Source organism: Amycolatopsis sp. NPDC102522, from assembly GCF_055584485.1.
Window position 1 is genome coordinate 140191 of sequence record NZ_JBVJLY010000011.1, and the last position, 23526, is coordinate 163716.

21 protein-coding genes and 2 pseudogenes are annotated in these 23526 nt (G+C 69.7%); 2 read left to right on the forward strand and 21 right to left on the reverse strand.

Annotated features, from left to right (window positions below; genetic code table 11):
* Positions 1-26: 26 nt before the first annotated feature.
* The 3 genes from ACZ6YV_RS25295 to ACZ6YV_RS25305 all read right to left on the reverse strand — a co-directional run bounded on the left by ACZ6YV_RS25295 (position 27) and on the right by ACZ6YV_RS25305 (position 3795).
* Positions 27-1196, reverse strand: coding sequence for a PrsW family intramembrane metalloprotease (locus tag ACZ6YV_RS25295; protein WP_465511980.1), 1170 nt, complete (start codon positions 1194-1196; stop codon positions 27-29).
* Positions 1197-1224: 28 nt separating this feature from the next.
* Entirely contained in the window at positions 1225-3264 is a 2040-nt protein-coding gene (locus ACZ6YV_RS25300; RefSeq protein ID WP_465511981.1) for a DUF6779 domain-containing protein, read from the reverse strand.
* A gap of 69 nt (positions 3265-3333) precedes the next feature.
* A complete protein-coding gene (locus tag ACZ6YV_RS25305) occupies positions 3334-3795 on the reverse strand; it encodes a DUF3180 domain-containing protein (protein WP_465511982.1) in 462 nt (153 codons plus the stop codon).
* A gap of 60 nt (positions 3796-3855) precedes the next feature.
* Between ACZ6YV_RS25305 and ACZ6YV_RS25310 the strand changes: the two genes are divergently transcribed.
* Complete coding sequence (locus tag ACZ6YV_RS25310; protein ID WP_465511983.1) at positions 3856-4797, forward strand: MerR family transcriptional regulator; 942 nt, start codon at positions 3856-3858, stop codon at positions 4795-4797.
* 525 nt (positions 4798-5322) lie between these two features.
* On the opposite strand, the gene folK is transcribed toward ACZ6YV_RS25310, so the two are convergent.
* The 14 genes and pseudogenes from folK to dacB all read right to left on the reverse strand — a co-directional run bounded on the left by folK (position 5323) and on the right by dacB (position 19712).
* Entirely contained in the window at positions 5323-5814 is a 492-nt protein-coding gene (folK, locus tag ACZ6YV_RS25315) for a 2-amino-4-hydroxy-6-hydroxymethyldihydropteridine diphosphokinase (protein WP_465511984.1), read from the reverse strand.
* Entirely contained in the window at positions 5811-6170 is a 360-nt protein-coding gene (gene folB / locus ACZ6YV_RS25320; RefSeq protein ID WP_020632060.1) for a dihydroneopterin aldolase, read from the reverse strand. Before folB ends, folK begins: the two co-directional genes overlap by 4 nt.
* Positions 6163-7005: a dihydropteroate synthase gene (folP, locus tag ACZ6YV_RS25325; RefSeq protein WP_465511985.1), complete on the reverse strand. Its 843-nt coding sequence runs from the start codon at positions 7003-7005 to the stop codon at positions 6163-6165. Before folP ends, folB begins: the two co-directional genes overlap by 8 nt.
* A pseudogene (gene folE / locus ACZ6YV_RS25330) lies at positions 7002-7346 on the reverse strand (GTP cyclohydrolase I); the annotation flags it as partial. The pseudogene folE and the gene folP, both read right to left, overlap by 4 nt.
* Positions 7347-8318: 972 nt before the next feature.
* Positions 8319-8591 (reverse strand): annotated as a pseudogene (locus ACZ6YV_RS25335) (GTP cyclohydrolase I); the annotation flags it as partial.
* A complete protein-coding gene (ftsH, locus tag ACZ6YV_RS25340; protein WP_465511986.1) occupies positions 8560-10986 on the reverse strand; it encodes an ATP-dependent zinc metalloprotease FtsH in 2427 nt (808 codons plus the stop codon). The pseudogene ACZ6YV_RS25335 and the gene ftsH, both read right to left, overlap by 32 nt.
* A gap of 202 nt (positions 10987-11188) precedes the next feature.
* Positions 11189-12022: an ESX secretion-associated protein EspG gene (locus ACZ6YV_RS25345; protein ID WP_465511987.1), complete on the reverse strand. Its 834-nt coding sequence runs from the start codon at positions 12020-12022 to the stop codon at positions 11189-11191.
* A 136-nt stretch (positions 12023-12158) separates the two neighbouring features.
* Positions 12159-12953 carry an ESX secretion-associated protein EspG gene (locus ACZ6YV_RS25350; RefSeq protein WP_465511988.1) on the reverse strand — a complete coding sequence of 265 codons (795 nt, stop codon included), beginning with the start codon at positions 12951-12953 and terminating at the stop codon, positions 12159-12161.
* 65 nt (positions 12954-13018) lie between these two features.
* Entirely contained in the window at positions 13019-14401 is a 1383-nt protein-coding gene (locus ACZ6YV_RS25355) for a WXG100 family type VII secretion target (RefSeq protein WP_465511989.1), read from the reverse strand.
* 17 nt (positions 14402-14418) lie between these two features.
* The gene (locus ACZ6YV_RS25360; RefSeq protein WP_378239362.1) at positions 14419-14784 is read right to left on the reverse strand and encodes a hypothetical protein; all 366 of its coding nucleotides are present in this window, start codon (positions 14782-14784) and stop codon (positions 14419-14421) included.
* 145 nt (positions 14785-14929) lie between these two features.
* Positions 14930-15493, reverse strand: coding sequence for a hypoxanthine phosphoribosyltransferase (hpt, locus tag ACZ6YV_RS25365; RefSeq protein ID WP_378239361.1), 564 nt, complete (start codon positions 15491-15493; stop codon positions 14930-14932).
* Positions 15494-15506: 13 nt separating this feature from the next.
* On the reverse strand, positions 15507-16481 hold the full coding sequence (gene tilS / locus ACZ6YV_RS25370) for a tRNA lysidine(34) synthetase TilS (RefSeq protein WP_465511990.1): 975 nt from the start codon (positions 16479-16481) through the stop codon (positions 15507-15509).
* Positions 16478-17506 (reverse strand): zinc-dependent metalloprotease, encoded by a 1029-nt coding sequence (locus ACZ6YV_RS25375; protein WP_465512100.1) that lies wholly within the window; start codon positions 17504-17506, stop codon positions 16478-16480. Before ACZ6YV_RS25375 ends, tilS begins: the two co-directional genes overlap by 4 nt.
* 109 nt (positions 17507-17615) lie before the next feature.
* Positions 17616-19712, reverse strand: a complete 2097-nt coding sequence (gene dacB, locus ACZ6YV_RS25380) for a D-alanyl-D-alanine carboxypeptidase/D-alanyl-D-alanine endopeptidase (protein ID WP_465511991.1) — start codon at positions 19710-19712, stop codon at positions 17616-17618.
* Positions 19713-19865: 153 nt separating this feature from the next.
* Here dacB and ACZ6YV_RS25385 point away from each other — a divergent pair, with 153 nt between their 5' ends.
* A complete protein-coding gene (locus ACZ6YV_RS25385) occupies positions 19866-20381 on the forward strand; it encodes an inorganic diphosphatase (RefSeq protein ID WP_378239358.1) in 516 nt (171 codons plus the stop codon).
* 299 nt (positions 20382-20680) lie between these two features.
* On the opposite strand, the gene ACZ6YV_RS25390 is transcribed toward ACZ6YV_RS25385, so the two are convergent.
* From ACZ6YV_RS25390 to ACZ6YV_RS25405, 4 genes are all read right to left on the reverse strand, one after another.
* The gene (locus tag ACZ6YV_RS25390; protein ID WP_465511992.1) at positions 20681-21949 is read right to left on the reverse strand and encodes a serine hydroxymethyltransferase; all 1269 of its coding nucleotides are present in this window, start codon (positions 21947-21949) and stop codon (positions 20681-20683) included.
* A gap of 111 nt (positions 21950-22060) precedes the next feature.
* Positions 22061-22480: a CGNR zinc finger domain-containing protein gene (locus ACZ6YV_RS25395; RefSeq protein WP_465511993.1), complete on the reverse strand. Its 420-nt coding sequence runs from the start codon at positions 22478-22480 to the stop codon at positions 22061-22063.
* Positions 22477-22908 carry an uL11 family ribosomal protein gene (locus tag ACZ6YV_RS25400; protein WP_465511994.1) on the reverse strand — a complete coding sequence of 144 codons (432 nt, stop codon included), beginning with the start codon at positions 22906-22908 and terminating at the stop codon, positions 22477-22479. Before ACZ6YV_RS25400 ends, ACZ6YV_RS25395 begins: the two co-directional genes overlap by 4 nt.
* A 34-nt stretch (positions 22909-22942) precedes the next feature.
* Complete coding sequence (locus ACZ6YV_RS25405; protein WP_465511995.1) at positions 22943-23464, reverse strand: gamma carbonic anhydrase family protein; 522 nt, start codon at positions 23462-23464, stop codon at positions 22943-22945.
* Between the last annotated feature and the right edge of the window lie 62 nt (positions 23465-23526).

A 23526-nucleotide genomic window follows, 5' to 3' on the forward strand; every position in this document is an offset into this window, starting at 1 on the left:
TCGTGACCAGCTTCACCTGTTCGAAGTCACCCTCGCGGGGCACCGTCGGCCAGCCTCACGGCCTCGGCGCGCGAGGTCTTGAGCACCCGCAGCAGTTCACGCTGCCGCTGTTTCGCCTCGTCGGTGAGCTTCCGGCCGCGCCGCAGGAAGGCGAGCTCGGTCACGCTGGCCTGGTAGCGGCCGACGGCCTTCGCCGCGTCCCGTCCGGACTGCTTCCGCGCCTGTTTCCGCCACGACCGCCGTCCGGACAGGCTGGCCAGCAGCGGCACCTCCGACGGCGCGATCCAGCGCGCGTCGACCATCATCGGCAGCGCGGCCGCGACGATCCGCTGCTCGCGGCGGCGTTGCATGAGCACCACCGAGAAGACCCCGATGAACAGCGGCACCATGATCAGGAAGTAGACGTTCAGGAAGGTCTTGGCGCCACCGAGCAGCGCGGCGCCGTTCCACAGCGCGTGCAGCAGCACGGCGACGATGTAGCCACCGATCGGCGCCAGGATCCGCAGCGAGCGAACCTTGGTGCTCGCGGCGACACCGAGCCCGATCCCGGTCATCACGGCGAACAGCGGATGCGTGAACGGCGAAAGCACGCCGCGCAGGAAGAACGCCGCGAGCACGCCGGCGCTCGTGCCGTCCCCGAAGCCGTGCTCGGCGAAGGCGCGGCCGAAGTAGTAGATGTTCTCGGTGAAGGCGAACCCCGCCGCGGTGAACCCGGCGTAGACGATCCCGTCGACGACGCCGTCGAACTCGCTCGGGCGGCGCCACCACAGCAACAGGATGAAGGCGGCCTTCGCGGCCTCCTCGACCAGCGGCGCGGAGATCAGGCCGCTGATCTTGCCGCCTCCGCCGCTGCCGAGCAGCAGGTCACCGACGGCCTCGGCACCGCTGTTGAGCAGCAGGGCGATGATCGTCGCGACGCACGCGCCCCAGACGAAGGACAGCAGCAGGAGGTTCGGCGGTTCCGGTTCCCAGCGGTCGACCCACAGGAACGCGGTGACCACCACGGCGACCGGGACGAGCGCCGCGAGCACACCGATCGTCACCGCGGGCAGGCCGACCTTTTCGGTCACCGTGCCGAAGACGAACAGCCCGCACAGCGCGACGGCGATCAGCCCGAGCACCGGCAGCAGCACGGTGATCGACCGAGACCGGCGGGCCCGGTCGGGACCGGGCGCCGGGGAGGAAGGCTCGCTCACAGCGGGTCACCCTACCGTCGGTACGGGGTCAGTCTTCGGCACGCCGCCTGCGCCGCGGAGTGGACTCGTTCGCGCCGTTGGCGGCGAGCAGGTCCATCACCGACCGGCCGGAAGCGTGGGAGCCGGCGGCGGGAGTCTCCGGACGGCTGTGCGAAGACCCGTTACGGGACGGCGCCTCGTCTTCCGGCTTCGACCGCCTGCCGCCGTGACGGCCGCCCGTGGATTCGTTGCCCTGCCAGGCCGGGGGCTCGCCGTCCGGACGACGGCGACGGCCGCCACCGGCGGGCTCCGGGGCGCTCGGGGCCGGGGTGATCGAGACCGAGGAGTCCTCCGCGGCCCGGCGACGGCGTCCGCCGCTGCCGTTCTGCGACAAGCGGACCTCTTCGGGCAGCGTCGGGTTGACCGCGGGCGGCTCCTCGACGGGCGGGCTGTGCCGCGACGGCGCCTCGGCGGCCGGACGGCGCACCGGTTCGGGCTCCGGCGGTCGCACGGGCTCGGCCCGGCGAGGCGGCTCGGACACGACCGGGATCGACAGCGGGGTCGGGGGCTCCGGGTCACGACGCGGCTCGGGGCGCGGCAACGACGCCGACTGCTGGGGCTGAGGCTTGGGCTGAGGCGGCTGCGCGGGGCGGAGCCGGTCCTGGAAGTCGTCCTTCCTGGGGAACGCGGCGCTCAGGTCGGAGACCGGGCGTTCCTGCGTCCACGACGACTTCCACTCGCCGGTGGCCTCCGCCGGGGCGGCGGGCTTGTTCGCGGGCGGCGGCGTGCCACCGGCCGGACCGGACCGTTCGACCGGCTTCATCCCGGGCCTGGTCATACCGAGCTCGCGGTTCGGCCGGGGACGGTCCGGCTCGACCTTCTTGACCGGCTTCGCCTGCGCGGCGGGCTTCACCGGCGGCGTCTGCGTCCGGGTCGGCTCCTCCGGGCGCGTGGCGGGAGGACGTTGCACGGTGCCCGCGTCGAGACGCTGCTGCAGCGAGGGCTGCTGCGGCTGCTGCTGCGGACGGCGCTGGGGTTCCGGGCGCTGGGGATCCGGACGCTGGGGATCCGGACGCGGCGGTTCGGGGCGCTGGGGCTGCCGCGCGATGGTGGGCATCGACGGCTGCGAGACCTCGGCGCGCGAGACGCCCGGCATCGACGGGCGGGACACCTCGGCCGGGGTCACCGGCGGCGGGGTCTTGCGTTTGGCGTCGACCCTCGGCATCGGCCGGGAGATCTCGGCGGGCGACATGCCGGGGTTGGACATCTCGAGCCGCTCGCGGCGGGCGGCCTCGGCGGCGAGCGCCTCCGCTGCCTTCGAGGCGCGGGCGTCCGCCTTGCGCATGCTGCGGCGGGTCGATTCGTCGGCGGGCTTCGGCCGGGGGACCTGATTGTTCTGGCCGTACCCGTTGGCACCGTTGGCCTGGCCGTTCGCCGGCTTGCGGCGGGCGGCGGGCGGGGTTCCGGCCCGCGCGGCGGCGGGTTCGAGGACGCGGTCGATCATCTCGGTCGGGCGCTCGCGTTCGCGTTCACGCTCGTCGACGTCGATCGTGGTGCTCTTGGCCGCCATCAGCTGGGGTTTGCCGTTGCCGTTCTCGGACCCCGCGCTCATCAGCTGCTTGTTGTCGAGGGACCGCATCCGGGTGGCCTGCGCGGTGAGCGCGACGCGTTCGAGGAGGACCTCACCACCGCCGAAGAGCGACTGGAGGCTCTCGCGCAGAGCGCTCACCTCGGCTCTGAGCGCTTCGAGCTCGTCCTGGGAACGGCTGTCGGCGGCCTGCCGGTTCTCCGCTTCCATCTCCAGCTCGAACTCGCGGCGGGCGGAGATCTCGCGTTCCAGTTCCAGCTCGTAGACGGCCTGTGCCTCGGCGACGGCGTCCTCGCTGTGGGAAACGTGCTTTCGGTAGCGGACCGCCAGGAACGCGCCGATCAAGGCGGCCCACAGCGCCGCGACGATGCCCAGCCGCAAGAAGCGGAGGTCGTCGGAAAGCACCAATGCGAGAGTCGCGCCGACGGCGAGAACCAAGCCGACGACAAGCCACGGCCTACCCGCAAGGCGGCCGCGCGAGTCGTCACCCACCCCGGTCATGCCCAACACCGTACCTTCTAGTAATCCGAACGAGACCTAGTCGGTACTTCGAGCGGTGCCTCTCAAGCGTTAACCGGTCGGCTTCCGATCGCGGTCCCGATCGCCGCCTTCGGGGGTCCGGCAGCAGTGTTCGAGCCACAAAGCCGCAGCTACCAGCACCACCGAGCTGACGATCCCGACCGTCGCCGACCGGAGATCACCGGTCGCCGCGAGGAGTTCGTCACGTCGCGGAAAAAGATACGCGAAAGCCGCCAGCCAGACACCCGTCATGACGGATCCGGCGAGCGAAGAGGCCTTGGCGAGGGCCACCGATCGGGCGACGGAGATCGCGGACAGCACCCGGCCCTCCTTGATCCGCGAACGGACGATGAAGGCGAGCACGACCTCGCAGAGCGCGAGGACGAGCAACGTGATTCCGGCGAAGAGCGGAAGCGCGGGGATGGATCCGTAGGCGACCTGGAAGAGCAGATAGGCCAGGACCAACCCCAGGAGGCCGGCCACCGCCAGCTCGCGTGGCCGGGTGAAGTGCATGGTCCAACGCTACCTGGCAGGCTTGACTCTCCACCAACTGGAGAGTCGACGATGAAGCATATGGGCACCGCAGCGGTTTTCACCATCGGGGAGCTGGCCAAACGGACCGGCCTGCCGGTGAAGACCATCCGCTTCTACTCCGACGAAGGGCTCCTGCCACCGACCGACCGCACCGATTCCGGCTACCGCCTCTACGACGCCACCGCGATGGCGCGCCTGGAGCTGGTCCGGACGCTGCGGGAGCTCGGGCTGGGGCTCGCGGACGTGGAGCGGGCGCTGACCAGGGAAGCGACCATCGGGGACCTCGCGGTCCAGCACGTCGCCGCCCTGGACGAGCAGATCCGGCGGCTGGAGCTGCGCCGAGCGGTCCTGCGAGCGGTGGCCAAACGGGACTCACCACTGGAGGAGGTCGAACTGATGAACAAACTCGCGTCGATGTCGGACGAAGACCGCAAACGCTTGCTCGACGAGTTCTGGGCGGACATGGTCGAAGGGCTCGAACTGGATCCGCAGTTCTACGAGCGGATGCGCTCGGCGAAACCGGAACTGCCCGACGACCCGACGCCCGAGCAGCTGGAAGCGTGGATCGAGTTCGCCGAGCTCGTGCAGGACGAGGAGTTCCGCGCTTCGATCCGCCGGATGAGCGAGTGGCACTCGCAGCTCCGGAAGCAGGACGGGGCGGACTTCGGCGAGCAGCAGCAAGAGCTGTGGATGGCGTGGAGCGCGAAGGCGGCCGAAGCGCTCGAAGCGGGCCTCGCGCCGGACTCGCCCGAAGGCCGGGAACTGGCGGAGACGATCTTCGCGCAGTCTTCGCGGAACGGACGGGACCCGGCCGATCCGGCCTGGCGGAAGCGGCTGGCCGACGGGATGGCGATCAGCACCGACCCGAAGGCCGAGCGGTACTGGTTCCTGCTGGGGAAGATGAACGGCTGGCCGTCGTTCCCCTCGCAGATGCCGCAGGCGGAGTGGGTCGTCGCCGCTCTTCGCTCCGCGCTGGGGTAGCAGGGGACCTTTGCTATCGCCCCGCCCCTCCCGCGCATTTCGTCCTCCGGATGCGGTGGTTCGTGGCGCGAACTACCGCATTGCGCGAACTACCGCATTTAGAGGACGAAACGCGGGCGACCGGGTTGGGGAGGGCGTCGGTCGAGGGGGTCGTGAGTGGCAAGTGTCGTTCTAACCCCACTTGCCACTCACGACCACCTGTACCGACGCGTCACCTGCCCCTTTGCCCGCCACACTCACGTCGCGAAAGCCACTTTCGCGACGTCTGATGTCCCGAAAGTGGCTTTCGCGACATGCCACCCGGCTCCCGGGACACGCCTCTGGGGGTGCGACAGGACTCGTTAGTCCTCTAGGGCGTGTTTCACAAGTCAAGTTCGCGGTCTTCGCGCCCAGGCGGCCCCTGACGGCACGGGCAGACGCGCCCGAGTACGACCCGGTACGAGGGCGATCCGCCCGCACCGCCAGGAACCACCTGGATCACGAAGCCCATCGAACAGACTTGTGAAACACGCCCTAAATGCGGGGTCAGGCGAGGGAGAAGGAAGCCAGGCGGACGGAGTCGCGGTCCGAAGCGGGGCGGGCGGCGAGAAGGTCGGCGACGGGACCGTGGCCGGGGAGCACCGCGGCGGGCTCGATCTCCAGCCAGGGGATCAGCACGCTCGCGCGCTCCGGCGTGCCGGGATGAGGAAGCAGCAACTGGGGGTCGTCGGAGCGCACCCCGTCCACGGTCACTATGTCGACATCCAGCGTGCGCGGCCCCCAACGGACCTCGCGCACGCGTTCGGCGGCCCGCTCGGCCGCCTGTCCGGTGCGCAGCCAGTCCCAGTGATCGCGCGCCGGATCGTCCACCAGCACGACGGCGTTGAGGAAGTCCGGCTGGTCCTCGACACCCCACGCCTTGGTCTCGTAGACAGACGACACCGCGACGACCGCGGGCCGCACGGCGTCGACGGCGGACTGAAGGAACGCGAGCCGGTCCCCCAGGTTCGAACCGAGCGAAAGCAGCGCGCGGCTCATCGCTCCCGCCGCACCGTGACCGCGACGTCGTCGAAATTCAGCGGGATCGGCGCGGACGGCTTGTGCACCGTCACCTCGACGGCGGTCAGCCGCTCGTCGCGCAGCACCTCGTCGGCGATCTTCCCGGCGACGCTCTCGATGAGGTCGTACGGCTCGCCTGCCACGATCCCGGCGGCGAGCTCGGCGAGTTCGCCGTAGTGCAGCGTCTTGGTCAGGTCGTCGGACGCGGCGGCCGGGCCGAGGTCCAGCCACACCACGATGTCGACGACGAACTCCTGCCCGTCGCGCTTCTCGTGGTCGAAGACCCCATGCCTGCCGAAGACCCTCAACCCGGTCAACGTGATCCGGTCAGACAACAGGACTCCCCTTCCGCCAAGCCGCCGCGACGGTCACGGCGTCGATACTCGCGCCGACCTCGTGCACCCGCACTCCCCACGCGCCCGCCGCGGCGGCGAGCGCGGACACGGCCGCGGTCGCGTTCTCGCGACCGTCCGGCGGGGCGGGCTTTCCGTCCTTTCCGGACAGGAGGCGGCCGAGGAACCGTTTGCGCGAAGCACCGACGAGAACCGGAAATCCCAGTGCCAGAAAGGAATCGAGGCCGTTCAACAGCGCCCAGTCGTGCTCTGCGTCCTTCGCGAAACCGAGCCCGGGGTCGAGCACGATCGCGCCGCTGTCGACACCGGCGGCGACAGCTTCGTCCACTCGGGACAGCAGTTCGGCACGCACCTCCGCGACGACGTCCTCATAGGACGCCAGCGCGTTCATGTCCTTGCTGTGCCCGCGCCAGTGCATCAGCACCCACGGCGCCCCGGTCTCGGCGGCGACCTTCGCCATGTTCGGATCGGCCAGCCCGCCGGACACGTCGTTGATGACGGACGCGCCGGCCTCGACGGCGGCGAAGGCGACCTCGGCGCGAGTGGTGTCCACCGACATCGCGACACCGTCGGCGGCGAGTGAGCGGATCACCGGCATGATCCGGGAAATCTCGGTTTCGGCGTCCACTCGGGACGCTCCCGGCCGCGTCGACTCCCCGCCGACGTCGATCAGGTCCGCGCCGCGCGCCCACATCTCGTGCGCGTGCTCCAGCGCCTGCTCGACGCCGAGGTAGCGGCCACCGTCCGAGAAGGAATCGGGTGTGACGTTGAGGATGCCCATCACCGCGCAGCGGCCGGGCCGGGGCAGGGCGGTCATCGACGGCCCTTGATCAGGTCCAGCGCCTCCGCCCGCGAGGACGCCGAAGACTTCAGCAGACCGCGCACGGCCGACGTCGTCGTGCGGGCGCCGGGTTTGCGGATGCCTCGCATGGCCATGCAGAGATGCTCGGCCTCGACCACGACGATCGCGCCGCGGGGCGCGAGTTTGCGCATGAGCGCGTCGGCGACCTGGGAGGTGAGACGCTCCTGGACCTGCGGGCGCTTGGCGTAGAGATCGACGAGGCGGGCCAGTTTGGACAGGCCGGTGACCTTGCCGTGGCCGTTCGGGATGTAGCCGACGTGGGCGACACCGTGGAAGGGCACCAAGTGGTGTTCACAGTTGTGCGTCAGGTGACCGGAGATCAGGAACGTCGGGTGAGGCTCGCATTTGAAGCTGTACACCGTGTAGGGCTTGGTTCCCGTGGCCTTCACCGGCCGGACGGACTCCACCTCGACGTACTCCGACTCGATGAGATCAGTTGTGTAGTCATCTTGTGGGAAGCCGTGTCGTCGGAACCAGCTGTCGGCGACATAGAGGTGAGAGGCGATCCCTCCGCTCCTGGGGGTGAACCGTGCCCCGATGACCGTGGCCAGATCTTCCAGGAAGGGGACGTTCGCACTGACGATGGTTCGGCCCGCGATCTTCTTGTGCCGGAAGCCGTCGCCGTCCACGTACCCGTCGAGAAATCCGTTGAACGTACTCAAATCGTTGAGCACGACCATGGGGAAGCGCTGCCGCTGGTGGTGCGCGTCGCCTCCGACGTACTGGCGCATCAAATCCGCGAGGAACGACGAGACGACTCGCACCCGGAATCCCGGCACGTCACGTTCTAGGTAGCCCGACGGCCGCGTGACCGGCTCGAGCTTCGCCTCGATCCCGAAGGCCAGGTAGAGCGACTCGGCGTACTTCTTCGCGAAGTCACGGTCGTTTACCACTAGCGAGACGTAGCGCTCGGCGACAGTCCCATCCGAGCAGGTCGCACCGATTACATAACCGAAGTCGTATCCGAACTTCGGCTTCCATCGATCCCGGCAAAGCTTGCGCGCGTGGGTCCACTCGATGAAGGAACCCTCGACATCTTTGGCCTCCACCCAGCCTTTGGGCGTAGCCAAAGGATGGTCAGGAGTGACTTTGAAGCTTCCGCCCGCTGTTGTGACCTCGACCAGCTCGCGAGTCTGGTGCGAGCTGATCTCGGTGACCGTGGTCTCCTCGACCTGGCCGCCCGAGAGAGTCCACAGCTTGTCACCGACTTCGACTTCGGCAGCCTGCTTACGACCACCGACAGCGTTCACCGTCTGTTTGCTGGGCACACAGGTTGAAAACATCGGGATGTCCGTCACGAGGACGAGTTCTTCGTGCGCCTCGTCGAACGTGCGGTCCAGGACGTGGTCCGGCTCGGTGTAGAGCCCGGCGAACATCTCCCGGTAAGCGCGAGCGACCCGGGCCGGGGTCTCCAAGAGACCGTCCCGGTCCGGGTCCTCACCACAGGCGAGCAGGAGTTCGCGTACGGCTTTCTCGGCCCGGTCTTGGTCGAAGACCGGGCTTTCGCCGTTAACGCTTGGTGTCGTCCTGTCCGTCGTCACGCCGTTGCTGTCCTTCGTCCTGCTGACCGCCAGGCTGGCCCGGCTCGCCGCCGAACCAGGTGTCACGCGGGCGATCTTCGGCGGGACGCCAGGGCTGGTTCGGCTGTCCGCCCGGCTGGGTCGCCGGGGTCCATCCGGGAGGAGCCCCGTAGTTCGGCGGGCCGCCAACGGGCCCACCCTGGTAACCGCCTGCCGGACCGCCCGGCTGCTGCCCACCATATGCCTGGGGCCAGTGGCCGGTGCCGTTCGGCCCACCGTTCGGGCGGCCACCGTTGGGGTAGGCGCCCGGCTGCGGCGGAGCGTAGGGGTTGGCGTTCGGGTCCGGCGGCGGGACCGGGGCCGCGTACGGCGGGCCGCCGGGAAGGTCGCCGCCACCCTGCGCGGTGCCGACCGGGGTCGGCGCCGGCTGCAGGACCGGCTGCTCCTTCTTCTCCTCCGGCGGGGGCCACGGCTCGCCGCGCTCCATCGCCAGTTCGCCGGGGGTCTTGATCGGCGGCTTGTCGGACGGCTTCCGGTCACCGAACTCGTTGAAGATGGTGATGTGCGGGCGCTTCTCGACGGTCGCGAAGATCCGCTCGAGGTCCTTGCGGGTCAGCGTCTCCTTCTCGAGAAGCTCGATGACCAGCTCGTCCAGCACGTCACGGTAGGTGCTCAGCACGTGCCACGCCTCGGTGTGCGCGGTCTCGATGAGCTTGCGCACCTCCTCGTCGATCTCGTGCGCGACCTCCAGCGAGTAGTCCGCCTGGCGGCCCGCCGAGCGGCCGAGGAACGGGTCGCCCTGCTCCTGGCCGTACTTGACGGCGCCGAGCCGGGCGCTCATACCGTATTCGGTGACCATCGCGCGGGCGATCTTGGTCGCCTGCTCGATGTCGGAGGAGGCACCGGTGGTGGGCTCGTGGAAGACGAGCTCCTCCGCGGTCCGGCCGCCCATCGCGAAGACCAGGCGCCCGATCATCTCCGAACGGGTCATCAACTCCTTGTCGTCCTCCGGGACGAGCAGGGCGTGACCGCCGGTGCGCCCGCGCGGCAGGATCGTCAGCTTGTAGACCGGCTCGATGTCCGGCATCGCCCACGCGGCGAGCGCGTGCCCGCCCTCGTGGTAGGCCGTGATCTTCTTCTCCTTCTCGGAGATGATCCGGCTCTTGCGGGCGGGGCCGCCGACGACACGGTCGACCGACTCCTCCAGCGCGGCGTCGGTGATCACGTGCCCGTTCTGGCGGGCGGTGAGCAGCGCGGCCTCGTTGAGCACGTTCGCCAGGTCGGCGCCGGACATACCGACGGTCCGCTTGGCGAGGCTGTTCAGGTCGGTGCCCTGGGCGATCGGCTTGCCCTTGGCGTGCACCTCGAGGATCGCCTTGCGGCCGCGCATGTCCGGTGCGGACACCGGGATCTGGCGGTCGAAGCGGCCGGGACGCAGGAGCGCCGGGTCGAGGATGTCGGGACGGTTGGTCGCGGCGATCAGGATGATTCCGCCGCGCGCGTCGAAGCCGTCCATCTCGACGAGGAGCTGGTTCAGCGTCTGCTCACGTTCGTCGTGGCCGCCGCCGAGGCCGGCGCCGCGCTGGCGGCCGACCGCGTCGATCTCGTCGACGAAGATGATGCAGGGCGCGTTCTGCTTGGCCTGCTCGAACAGGTCACGGACCCGCGAGGCGCCGACACCGACGAACATCTCGACGAAGTCCGAACCGGAGATCGTGTAGAACGGCACGCCCGCCTCGCCGGCGACGGCTCGCGCGAGCAGCGTCTTGCCGGTACCGGGCGGCCCGTAGAGCAGCACGCCCTTGGGGATCTTCGCGCCGAGAGCCTGATATCGCGCCGGATTCTGCAGGAAGTCCTTGATCTCGTACAGCTCTTCGACGGCCTCGTCGGCGCCCGCGACGTCCCCGAAGGTCGTCTTGGGCATGTCCTTGTTGAGCTGTTTGGCCTTCGACTTGCCGAAGTTGAGGACGCGGTTCCCGCCGCCCTGCGCGTTGTTCATCATCCACATCAGCAGGCCCAGCACCAGCGCCAAGGGAATGGCGAAGATCAGGATCTGGGTGAGGACGTTCTGCTGGGTGACCTTGGTGGTGAACTTGACCGGGTTGTCACCGTTCTTGAGGCCGATGAGCTGCCCGTAGACGGTGCCCGCGACGTTCGCCGGGTACTGCGCGATGATCTGGTCGACCTGCTGGCCGTCGACCTCGATCTTCTTGTTCAGCAGCAGCTTGACCTGCTGCTCCTTGTCCTCTTGCGAGGCTTCCTTGATGTTGTTCGCGGTGATCTGCTGATTCGCGATCGAGATCGGCACCTGGGTGTAGCCACGATCACTGTCGAAGATCGTGTTGTATGCGAGAAACGCCAGTACCGCCGCGAGAATCCAGAGCACTGGGTTCTTGAGCACGCTCTTCCGGTTCATACGACTCGGCCCTGGTGGCCTCGACCCTTCCTGGTTGGGCGGCTCCTGCTGTTACCCGCCATCACGATCTTGACGACCCATGGTGCTCCGACACCCGCCCCTCAGGATACCGCCCGCCTGGACGGACGAGGGTGGTGAGCCTCTCGGACGTCAACGGCGGACGCCTCGCGAGGGTTCCCGGAGCGTGAGCGCGTGGGCCACCCTAACGTGTGTCGACCGCCACACCGGCGGCCATTTCGCCCAGCCGCATGCGCAGTGTCTTGACGTCGGCGGGTGAGACGGTGACCCACTCGCGTCCGTCCGGGCCGGCCTGTGACGTGCTGAGGTAGCGCCCGCTGGCGGTGTCGAACCAGCCGAGGACGCGGGACCGCTGCTTGGCGCCGACGTGGGACCGGCTGTTCGCGGCCAGCTGACCGCCGCGCAGCCGCGGCTGGCCGGTGAGCTTGCCGAACGCCTCGCGCGGATCCGCCGTGACGCGCTCACTGAGTGAGACTCGGGACTTGTCCTTGCGACGGATCTTCGCCGCTTCGGGCTCCTCGGCCTGCTTCGTCGGGTTGACGGCGCCACGGATCGGCTCGGTGCGGCGGGCGTCGTCGATCGGCAGCGTGATGGACGCTTCCGAGCCGCGGTGCCCCGGGGGCAGCAGGTCGACGACCGCTGTCGGGAGCCCGTCGGCGGGCGCCTCGCGCAGCCAGAACCCGGACTGGTCCTGGATGGCGATCACCCCGTCACGGCCGTCGGTGGCGCCGAGCAAGGCGATCGTCGGGACCTGGAAATCGGGGATGTGCAGCGCGTCGATGGTCAGTGAGCCGCGGGCGAGGAGATACAGCCAGTCCTCGATCCTCCGCTCGAGCCTTCCCCTGTCGTCGCGGATGCCGCGGGCCTGGAGTTCGGCGTCGACGCGGTTGCGCAGCGCGCGGCGCTCGCCCTCCGTCGCGCCGTGCGAACGCAGGCGCAGCGGATAAGGCAGGTCGCCGAGCTCGGCGGACTCCCAGAGGAAGTCGAACGCCATCGGCGTGAAGTGTTCCTGATGCATTGCTCCGTGCCCTCCCGGCACCTTGACTTCTGGGCCTCGGGACACCCAGAGGGTTCACGATAGCGAAGGGGTACGACAGTCATCGGCTGGATGCGGAAAGTGTCCGTTTCGGGCCTCACACGCGTGCGGGAGCCGATCAGCGCGCGAGAGTGGCCTCGGAAGCGATCTTCCCCAGCAGCTCCGTGAGCCGCTGCCGCAGCGTCGCCGGATCCGCGGGCGCGATGGTGATCCAGTCCCGGCCGTCGGAACCGCGGGTGGCCTGCGTGAAGTACCGGCCGGACTGCGTGTCGAACCAGCTCAGCACCGAAGACCGGCTCCGCGTGCCGTGTTTGCTGCGCGCGTTGGCGCCGAACTGGCCACCGCGAAGCCGCGGCTGCGCCTGGAGCCGCGAAAGGGCCTTGCGGTCCTCGTCGGACGTCGCCGAACCGTCGACCTGCGGCTGCCGACGCTGGAGGAAGTCCGCCCCCGAAGCTCCGACGAGGCCGTCCAGCGGGAGGGTGATCGACTTCTCCGTGCCGCGCGAACCCGGCGGCAGGAGGGAGACGATCGCGCTCGCGAGGCCGTCCTGGGCGATGGGGTGGAAGTGGAAACCGCGCTGGTCCTGCACCGTCAGGAGGCCTTGGCCGCCGAGCAGTGACGCGACCGCGAGCAGCGGTTCGGTGTTCGGGTTGTTGAGCTGGACGCAGTCCAGGCTCAGATCCGGCCTCGCGAGGACGCCGAAATAGTCTTCGATGTGGGGTTCGGGGCGCCCGCGCTCATCGGCCAGACGACGCTGGTTCAGCGACTGGAGCGTCTGCGTCCGCAGCGCGCCGCGTTCGTCGACGGTCGCCCCGTGCGAGCGGAGCCGCAGCGGATACGGCAGCTCTCCGGCGTTCGCGCTCTCCCACAGGAAGTCCAGATCGACCGCAGTGAGCAGCTCACCGTTCGCCATCTTCCGCCCCCAAACAAGTCAGCGGGCGCGCGGCCGATTCGGCCGCGCGCCCGGTGAAAACCGCTCTAGCGATCGTCGTCTTCGGTCCAGGCACCGATGACCGGCGGCGGGGTCGCTTCGTTGGCGCCGAAGGCGTCGTCCGGGTCCGGCTCGATGAGGAACGACGCGTGCGTGTGCTCCTCTTCCTGCTCGGCCTGCGCGCCGTGGGCACCCATGCCCATGCCGCCGCCCATGCCCTGCATCGGCGGGGTGGCGCCGCCACCGATGGTGCCGCTGGAGGACACGATGCCCTGCTGCGGCACGGCCTGGGACGCGGCACTCTGCGCGGGGCCCTTGTTGTCGGTCGCCGCGGCGTCGGTGCTGTCGCTGTCCTTGGCGCCGGACTTGTTGCCCTGTCCGAGCGCCTTGGCACCGGCGTAGCCGAGGCCGCCGCCGAGACCGGCCGCGGTGAGCGCCTGGCCGAGCCCGCCGCCGCCGCTCGCCGCCGGGGCGTGCGGAGCCATCGGGGCACCGGCACCGGACGCGACACCGGCACCCGGCGCGACACCCGAAGCCGGAAGGTTCCCGGTGGCGGGGTTGTAACCGGCCTGCGAGAACACGCCCGAGTCCGGACCGGCGTGGACGACCGGAGCCGTGCCGCCCGGCTGCACACCGCCGTAGCCGTGCGTGCCGGCGAGGACCGGGGTGCCGGAGACGGCGCCCGAGTTGAGGCCTCCGCCGCCGACGTTGCCGACACCGCTGAAGCCGACGCTGTTGTGCGTGGCCGTCGGCTTCATGCCGAGGGATTCGGGGCCGAAGCTCGGGGTCGAGCCGTCGACCTCGCTCATTTCCTTGGTGTAGGCCTCGAGGAACCTGGCCTGCTCCGCCCGCACTTCCTTGTCCTGGTCGGCGAGGGGCTTCTGGTCGGTGATCATGCCGACCGGGCCCGCGGCGAGGGCCTGGCCCAGCGCGCCTTCAGGGGTGTAGTTGGTCGGCTTCGGCATCAGCTTGACCTTGGTGGCCGCGTCGGCCTGCTTCTGCAGCCTGTCCGCCATCGTGTTCGCGGCCTCGGAGGCCTGCGAACCCGAGTTCGCGATGGCCACCAGCGAACCCTGGGCACTCGCCGCGCCCTGGCCGATCCAGGCGGCGCCCAGTTCGGAGATCGCGTTGTAGAGGTCGTTCGACGCCTGGCTCAGCTTGCTGCCGTGCGAGGTCCACGACTGGCCGATCGACGTCGCGGTGCTGGGATCGTTGCCGAGGTTGGCCTGGTTCCACAGGTCCTGGCTGCTCGGGGCGCTCTCCCAGTTCGGCGGGTTCGTGATGGCGCGGTCGGCGCCGATCTCGAACCCGTCCGAACGACCGCGGGCGGACGAGACGATGCCCGCGGCCTGCGAGTTGTCGCCGAGCTGGACCGGGGTGCTGCTGCTGTTGCTCTCGCCGTAAGAGTCGGCGCTGTGCTTCGGTGGCATGGCTTTCTGACTCCCCCTCAGACGTTCCGGAACGGCTCGGCCGCGGCCTGGTCGATCTCGTGGTAACGGGCCATCGCGGTGACGATGCCGGACTCGGCCGCCTCGTACTGCTGGTAAAGGTTCTGGAGGGCGGCGGTGTACGAGTCGCCGCCACCGTCGGCCCGGTTCGCGACCTTCGCGGCGATGGCGTTGCCGACCGGGTTGTTGCCCAGCTTCGGCGCCTGCCCGAGGTCACCGGCACGGTGGAGCAGCGCCTCGACGGCGTCCTTGCCGGTGCGGATCTTGTTGAGTGCGGTCTGGGCCGCGTCCGGGTCGATCCCGACCTGGCCCTGGGCCGCGGCGTTCTTGAACGCGTTCGCGTCCGCCAAGCTGCTGTTCCCCATCTGAGCTCTCTCCGTTTCCCCCGGGCCAGGCCACGACGGATTCGTGGTCGTTGGTCTTCGCATAGGTTAACGCACTTGATCGCAGCCTATGACGCGTTCCGCGCGGTCAGGGTTCCGCATTTCCGCCGATGCGGGCAAGCGGTTCTCAGGACGTGTAAACGTGCGGATCCAGGGTGCCGATGTAAGGCAGGTCCCGGTAACGCTCCGCGTAGTCCAGGCCGTATCCGACTACGAATTCGTTCGGAATGTCGAACCCGATGTACTTGACCGGTACATCGACCTTGACCGCCTCCGGCTTGCGCAGGAGCGAAACGACCTCGAGCGAGGCCGGGTTGCGGCTCGCGAGGTTCTTCAACAGCCAGGACAGCGTGAGCCCGGAGTCGACGATGTCCTCGACGATGAGCACGTCGCGGCCGGCGATGTCGCGATCGAGGTCCTTGAGGATCCGCACCACGCCGGACGACGACGTCGCCGAGCCGTAGGACGAGACCGCCATGAACTCGAGCTGCGAAGGGAGAGGGAGTGCCCTGGCGAAGTCGGTCATGAACATCACCGCGCCCTTGAGCACGCCGACGAGCAGGAGGTCACCCTGTCCCGCGCCGGGGCCGTCGGCCGGGTAGTCCGCGGCGACCTGCGCGGCCAGCTCGCCGATCTTTTCGTTGATCTGCTGCTCGGTTACGAGCACGGAGGCGATCTCGCCTTCGTACACAGGACGATCCCCTCTAGGTGGTGGACTGGGGTGCTTCGAGGGAGAGCCTGCCATGCGCCCGCGCGGCCACCAAGTCGCCGGGTAGCCAGACCCCGCCCTGCCCCCGCCAGTTCCCCACCAGCGCGTCGACCGAACGCAGGTGGGCGTCGGTGAGTTCGCGGACCCCGGAGTCCAGCAGCCACCTGCGGAGGACGCGTCGCCGGAGCGCGGGCGGCTCGGTGGCGAGCACCGCGACGTCGAGCCCTTCCCCGGTGAAGGCGCGCAGGTGGACCTCACCCGCGAGTGTGTCCAACGCCTCGGTGTCCTCGCGCAGTTGCGCCGCCGTGCGGGCGAGCGAGGCCGCGACACCGCCGGACAGCACCTCCTCCAGAAGGGGCAGTACTTCCGTCCGTAACCGGACACGCGTGAACCGCGGGTCCTCGTTGTGCGGGTCCTGCCACGGGTCGACGCCGAGCGCCCGGCAGGCCTGCCGGGTGGTGGCGCGGGTGACGCCGAGCAGCGGCCGTCCCCACGGCGGATCGTGCGGCCGCATCCCGGCCAGCGACCGCGGCCCGGAACCCCGGCCGAGGCCGAGCAGGACGGTTTCGGCCTGGTCGTCGAGGGTGTGGCCGAGCAGGACGAGACCGTGCCCGTCCTTCAATGCCGAACGCAGGGCGCCGTAGCGGGCCCGGCGGGCCGCGGCTTCCGGTCCGCCCGCGCCCTCGACCCGCACTTTCAGGACTTCGGCGGTTTCGACGCCCAGCTCCCGTGCCGTGCTCGCGGCCTGGGCGGCGGTTTCGGCGGAACCGTCCTGGAGGCCGTGATCGACGACGAGTGCCCGCACCTTCAGCCCCGCGCGGGCACCGGTGAACGCGGCCGCTTCGGCCAGCGCCAAGGAGTCCGCGCCGCCGGAGACCGCGACGCACAGCTCGTCGGGTTTCCCCGAGACGGCCAGGAAGTCCCGCACGGCCGTCCGCACGGCCGCGATCGCCGGATCCGGTCCGCTCACCCGTGCAGGCGCCGCACCCAGGCCGCCGGATCGGTGATCTCGACCCTGGTCGGCAGCGTGTTCGGCGACGTCCACACCGCGTTGAAGCCGTCCATGCCGACAGCGTCGACGACGTGCTTGGTGAACTTCGCGCCCTGTTCGTACTGGCGCATCTTCGCGTCCACTCCGAGCAGGCTGCGCAGCACGCGGTCGATCAGCCCGCCGCCCTTGCGCCGCGCGGTGAACCGCGACCGGATCAGCTCGACACTCGGCACCACCCGCGGCCCGACGGCGTCCATGACGAAGTCGGCGTGCCCCTCCAGCAGGGTGGAGAGGGCGAGGAGCCTGTCGAACACCGCGCGTTCGCTCGGCGACTGCAGGAGTTCGGCGAGACCGGCGCCGCCCGCCTTGCCCTTGCCGATCTGCTTGATGGTGTCGGGCAGGCGGCCGACCAGATCGCTCAGCCCGTCCGCGTCCCGGCCGGCGAGCCCGCCGATCAGGCGCTCGACCTCGTCGGCGAAGTAGTCACGCAGCCAGGTGACCGCGGTGAACTGCAGCCGGTGGGTGCATTCGTGCAGGCAGACCCACAGCCGGAAGTCGTGCCCCGGCACGTCCATCGCCCGCTGGGCGGCGACCACGTTCGGCGCGACGAGCACGAGCTGTCCCTGGCGTTCCGGCCCGCCGAACGGGTCGTACTGGCCGAGCACGCGGGAGGCGAGGAACGCGAGCACCAGACCGGTCTGGACACCGGCGCCACCGGCCAGCACAGGCCCCAGCGGGCCGCCCTGGGCCTCCGGCAGCGCGCGGCCGGTGAGCGCGTCGAGCCCCGCGGCGGCCGAACGGACCCAGCCGGGCCTGTCGACGACTTCGGCGGGCAGCAGCGGCAGGTCGAGCCCGAGCCCGGTCAGCTCGCGGACGTGCCCCTCCGCCTCGCTGGTCAGTTCGCGTAGCTCGGCGACAGCTTCATCGGCCACTTCGCGGTCGACCACCGGACCGCCGCGCACCAGGAGCGCGCCCGTCGAGGCGGCCAGGGACCAGTCGACCATCGAACGCGTCTTGGTCGGCGTTTCCTCAGTCACTCTCATGACGCTACCCGCTGCAAGACCGAATTCCGCCTCGACTTCCTCACGCTCCGATTCCGGTCGCTCACCGGAATCATCTGCAGCCGCACTTGTGCAGGGTCGCCGCGACGACGTCGAGCGCGGCCCTGCCCTTGTTCTGGTCCGAACCGGACGACATCAGCGCGAACACCAGCATCCGGCCGTCGGTGTCCAGCACCACGCCCGCCAGGGTGTTCACCCCGGACAGCGTGCCGGTCTTGCCGCGCACCCAGCCGCGGCCCGCCGCGGAGGCCGGGTCGCCGTAGCGCTTCTCCAGCGTCCCGCTGCCGCCCGCGACAGGGAGCCCCGCCAGCAACGGCCGCAGTTTGGCCGTCCGCGGGTCCTTGCCGTCCGGCGCGGCCGCGACCGTGAGGATCTCGCTGAGCACCTTGGCCGAGATCTTGTTCTGGTCGGAGAGGCCGCTGCCGTCGTTGATCTGGACGCCGGTCAGATCGAACCCGGCCTGCTTGAGGACGTCCATCGTCGCGGCCGCCCCGCCGACGAACGACGCTTCGCCGCCCTTGGCGAGCGCGATCTGACGGGCGAGGACGTCGGCCATCAGGTTGTCCGAAAGCTGGAGCAGCGAGTTGGCGAACTCCGCGAGCGGCTGCGACTTGACCTCGCCGAGCACCTTCGCGTCCTTCGGCGCCGTCGTCGTGCCGCCTGCCTGTGCTTCGAGCTTCCCCGCGATCTTCTGGGTCAGCGCGGCGGCCGGGTTCGCGATCCGGGGCGCGTGGTCGCTCTTCGGGTCGTTGCGGCCGCCGTCGGCCATCACGGGCAGGACCGGCGCCATGTAGGTGTTCCCGGCGGCGGTGTCCTCCGGGTCCCAGCCCTTCGCGGACGCCGGGCCCTTGAACAGGCTGATGTCCAGCTGGACCTTGGTGATCTTGCCGCCGCTCGCCTTCTTGACCTGGGCGACGAGGTCGTCGATGTGGGCGGCGCCCGGGTACAGCGGCGAGTCGGTGCCCAGCGGCAGCGAGGTCAGCGAGGGGTCACCGCCCGCGACGAGGATGGCCGTGCCCGGATCGGCGCCCTGGACGATCTTCGTCGAGATCTGCGTCCCGTGGTCCATCGACAGCAGCGCGGCCGCCACGACGAGGATCTTCGTGGTCGACGCCGGGGTCAGCGGGGTGCCGGAGTTCTTGTCCCAGAGGACGTCGCCGGTCGACGCGTCGACGACGGTGCCGGTGAGCGTGCCGAGGTCCGCGGAACCGGTGGGGCCCGCCAGCGCGGCCGCGAGACCTGCCTTCGTCGGCGCGGCGCCGTTGATGTCCGGCCCGTGCAGGACCCGGGTGACACCGGCGGGCTTGGGGATGTCGCCCTTCGGCGCGTTCGGCGCCCAGGGCAGGCCGAGCCGGTTCGACACCTTCGGCATCGCGGCGGCGCCGCCCATCCCGGCGAGCAGCAGGACGACGACCAGGCTCGTGATCAGCAGGACCTTGCGCTTGCGCTTCGGCTTCGGTTTCGGCGCGGGCTCGGAAGCGGCCTCGGCGGCCGGGGGCTCCTGGGACGGCGGCTCGGGCCGCTGGATCCCGACGGTGGCTTCGGAGTCGAAGCGCTCTTCGGTCGGCTCGATGCGGACCGGACGCGCGTGCATGGTCGCGGACGGGACCGGCGCGGGACGCGGCGGCTCGACCCGGCTCTGCTCGGGACGGCGAGGCAGGTTCTGGGGCTGGTTCTGGGGCTGATTCTGGGGCGGTTCCTGGAGCGGGGGTTCCGGGCGCGGCTCGGGTCTCGCCATCTCGTGCTCACGCGTGGGCGCGGGCGTGGCGGCACCCCGGTCGAACTGGTCCCAGTCCGGCTTGTCCGTTTGCCGCGGCTGGACGGGCTGCACGAAGACCGTCTTCGGCGCCTCGGGCTCCTCCGGCTCGACCGGCGTCACCGGCGCGAACGCGGACCACTGCGGGGTGGGCGTCTCCGGAACGTCCGGTTCGTCCTCGACCTCGACGACCGGTGAGAACCACGAGCCACTTTCGGGTGTGACCTTCGGCACTGCCAGCTCTTCGGTCTTGCCGTTCGCCAGCCCCGACATGGGCAGCCAGACGGTGGCCTCGCTCCCGCCTTTGGCGCCCTTGGGCTCGGCGGATGAGGTGTCCTTGTCGTCCGACGGCCAGCTCGGGACATCGTTTTCCGGCACGTAACGCTCCTTCATCCACCGTCCGGGGAAGGGGCCAAGCTCACATACGACCACATCGATGCGACCGCCCGAGCCCCCGTGGTCCACACTAGTGAAGACAAGACGATGATTTCGGTGAGCCGTCCGCGACGGCGGGGCGTACCAAAGACGAGAAGCAGCGAGGCCGGCGTGGAATTCGACGTCACTATCGAAATCCCCAAGGGGGAGCGCAACAAGTACGAGGTGGACCACAAGACCGGTCGGATCAAACTCGACCGGACCCTGTTCACGGCCACCCAGTACCCCGCCGACTACGGGTTCATCGACGACACCCTCGGCCAGGACGGCGACCCGCTCGACGTGCTGGTCCTCGTCCAGGAACCGACCTTCCCGGGCTGCCTGATCCGCTGTCGCGCGATCGGCATGTTCCGGATGACCGACGAGAAGGGCCCGGACGACAAGGTCCTCGCGGTCCCGACGAACGACCCGCGCCTCGAGCACCTGCGCGACATCCACCACCTGAACGAGTTCCACAAGCTCGAGATCCAGCACTTCTTCGAGGTGTACAAGGATCTGGAGCCGGGCAAGAGCGTCGAGGGTTCGTCCTGGGTCGGGCGTACCGAGGCCGAGGCCGAGATCAAGCGTTCGTACGAGCGTGAGACCGACCGGCTGGCCAAGGAAGCCGTCGACGGTCCGTCGCACTAGCTTCACGCTGGTTCGCGCAGGTCACAGAGCAGGGCTGAAGGGGCCCTTCACCGCATGTCGTGCGGTGAAGGGCCCCTTCGCTGCGTCTTATGCGGGTATGGCGCCCTTCAGCCCCCGTGAGCCTTCGGTACAGGTCTCGTGAGTGGTAAGTGACGTTCCGGCGGCCCCACCGAGATCGGACCTCGTATCGGCGCCCCTACTGAGCCCGTACTGGACGCCGACCCCTCGACGGTGAAGGAATTCGGACACTCAACGTCCCAATTCCTTCACCGTCAACCTCGCAACCCGTAGTACCGAACCTAGGCCGAGTAGCCCGGGATCGGGAACGGCGCCAGGAACTCGCGGATCTCGGCGGAGATGGTGTCCAGCGCGGACTGCTCCTCGCCCGCCGCCGCGGTGATCGTGCGGTCGATCCACTCCGCCACCTTGACCTGGTGCTCCGGCTTGAGCCCGCGGGTGGTGATCGCGGAGGTGCCGAGCCGGATGCCGGACGGGTCGAACGGCTTGCGCGGGTCGAACGGAACGGTGTTGTAGTTCAGCTCGATACCCGCCCGGTCCAGCGCCTGCGCGGCGGGTTTGCCCGGCACGTTCTTGTTCGTCAGGTCGATCAGCAGCAGGTGGTTGTCCGTGCCGCCGGACACGAGGTCGTAGCCGCGCTCGACCAGCGCCTCCGCCAGGGCACGGGCGTTGGCGACGATGGCGTGCGCGTAGTCGCGGAACTCCGGCTTCTGCGCCTCGCCCAGCGCGACGGCGATCGCGGCGGTCGTGTGGTTGTGCGGGCCGCCCTGCAGGCCGGGGAACACCGCCTTGTCGACGGCCTTCGCGTGGTCGGCGTCGGAGAGGATCATCGCGCCGCGCGGGCCGCGCAGCGTCTTGTGCGTGGTCGTGGTGATGACCTGGGCGTGCCCGACCGGCGACGGATGCGCGCCACCGGCGACCAGCCCGGCGATGTGCGCGATGTCGGCGACCAGGACGGCGTCGACCTCGCGGGCGATCTCCGCGAACGCCGGGAAGTCGATGGTGCGCGGGATGGCGGTGCCGCCCGCGAAGATCAGCTTCGGCCGGTGCTTCAGCGCGAGTTCCCGGACCTGGTCGAGGTCGACGCGGCCGGTCTCCTTGCGGACGCCGTAGCGCACCGGGGTGAACCACTTGCCTGTCGCGGACACGCTCCAGCCGTGCGTGAGGTGACCGCCGTCCGGCAGCGCCATGCCGAGGACGGTGTCGCCCGGCTGCGCGAAAGCGAGGTACACCGCCAGGTTCGCCGGGGAGCCGGAGTACGGCTGGACGTTGGCGTGGTCCGCGCCGAAGACGGCTTTCGCTCGCTCGATGGCGAGGCTTTCGACCTGGTCGATGAGCTGCTGGCCCTCGTAGTACCGCTTGCCCGCGTAGCCCTCGGAGTACTTGTTGGTGAGGACAGTGCCTGTCGCCTCCAGCACGGCCTGGGAGACGTAGTTTTCGGAGGCGATCAAGCGGATCTTGTCGTGCTGACGCTTCGCCTCGTCCTCGACGAGCCCCGCGATCTGCGGATCGGCGGCGGCGAGCGCGGAAAGTTCGGGCTGGTGTGTCATGGCGTACTCCGGCTCAGGAGTGGCCTTCACCCAGGCGCGCGGTGCCGGCCTGACTTCGCTTCCCGGTGGTGCTCCACCTTCAACTGCGCCAGTCGCTGGTGCTCCCAGAGCCTAGTGCACTCCGCTCGAGCGGAATTCGGCATGCGGACGATGTCCGGCACACCAACGGCGGCTGCAGCCCGCCGTCCGATCGCAGAACGCCTCCGCGCAGACGGCGCAGCGTTTGATCCGCCGCCAGCCCCCGAAAGCGACCAGTTCCGCCAGCCCGGAGGCACCCGCGACCAGGTCCCCGCATCCCGGCCACGACGTCACCAGCACCACGCGCCATCCGTTCCCGACCTCGGCCAAGCGCGGCGCGGCGCCGGTCCCGGCGAGGATCCGGTTGAGCCGGTCGGCGGCGGCGCGCTCGTCGGGCAGCGCCGAAGCGACCCCGGCGAGCCAAGGATTCCCTTGGGCCAGCAGCCTTTCCGCGACCTCCAGTGCCGGGTCGAGGTCGCGGAAAGGCGGGACGATCACGTGCTTGCGCGTCACGGTTCTTCGATCGCGACGCCCATCGAGCGGGCCGTGCCCGCGACCGTGCGCATGGCGGCGCCGAGGTCGCCGGTGTTGAGATCCGGCAGTTTCCGCTCCGCGATGTCACGCAGCTGTTCCTGCGTCAGCTTTCCGGCCACCTCATGCCCAGGACGGCCGGATCCCTTGCCGCCCAACGCCTTCTTGATGAGAAAGGAGGTCGGCGGGGTCTTCAGCCGGAGTTCGAAAGTGCGGTCTTCGAACACCGACACGACCACCGGGATGATCTCGCCGCGGTGCGCCGCGGTCGCCGTGTCGTAGGCCTTCTTGACCTCGACGAGGTTCACGCCGGTCTGCCCGAGCGTCTTCCCGAGGTCGACCACCGGGGCGTTGCCCGCGGTCAATTCGAGCGTCGCCTGGTGCGTCTTCTTCTTCGACTTCGGTGCCATACGCCCGAAGCTAGGGTCTCCAGTTACTGGAGAGTCAATCGATCGGCTTGGCGCTTTCCGCGTGCCGTCGCGCCAGCTCCTGGTAGATCACCGCGTTGTGCTCGACCCAGCCGCGGGCGGCGCCGTCGAGCGGGACGTGCTTCTTCGCCGGGCTGCCCATGGCGACGGTCTCCGGCGGGATGACCATTCCGGGCGTCACCGTGGCACCGGCCGCGACGAGGGCCTTCGCGCCGATCTGCGCCTTGTCGAGCACGGTCGAGCCGTTCCCGATCAGCGCCTGCTCGCCGATCGTGCAGTCGTGCACGAGGCACTGGTGCCCGACGGTGACGTTCTTGCCGACCTCGGTCACGCCGCCGTTGACGTGGATGACCGAGTTGTCCTGGATGTTGGCGCCCTCGCGGATGAGGATCTTCCCGAAGTCGGCGCGCAGCACGGCGCCGTACCAGACGGAAGCGCCCTTTTCGACGACGACGTCGCCGATCAGGGTGGCTGTGGGGGCGATCCACGCTTCGGGATCCACCTGGGGGCGGTGCCCCTCGAATTCGAACATCGGCATGCCCCGCACCCTATGCGCGAAAGTCCGTGAAGGCCTCCTTCCCTACCTTGAGAGTAGGGAAG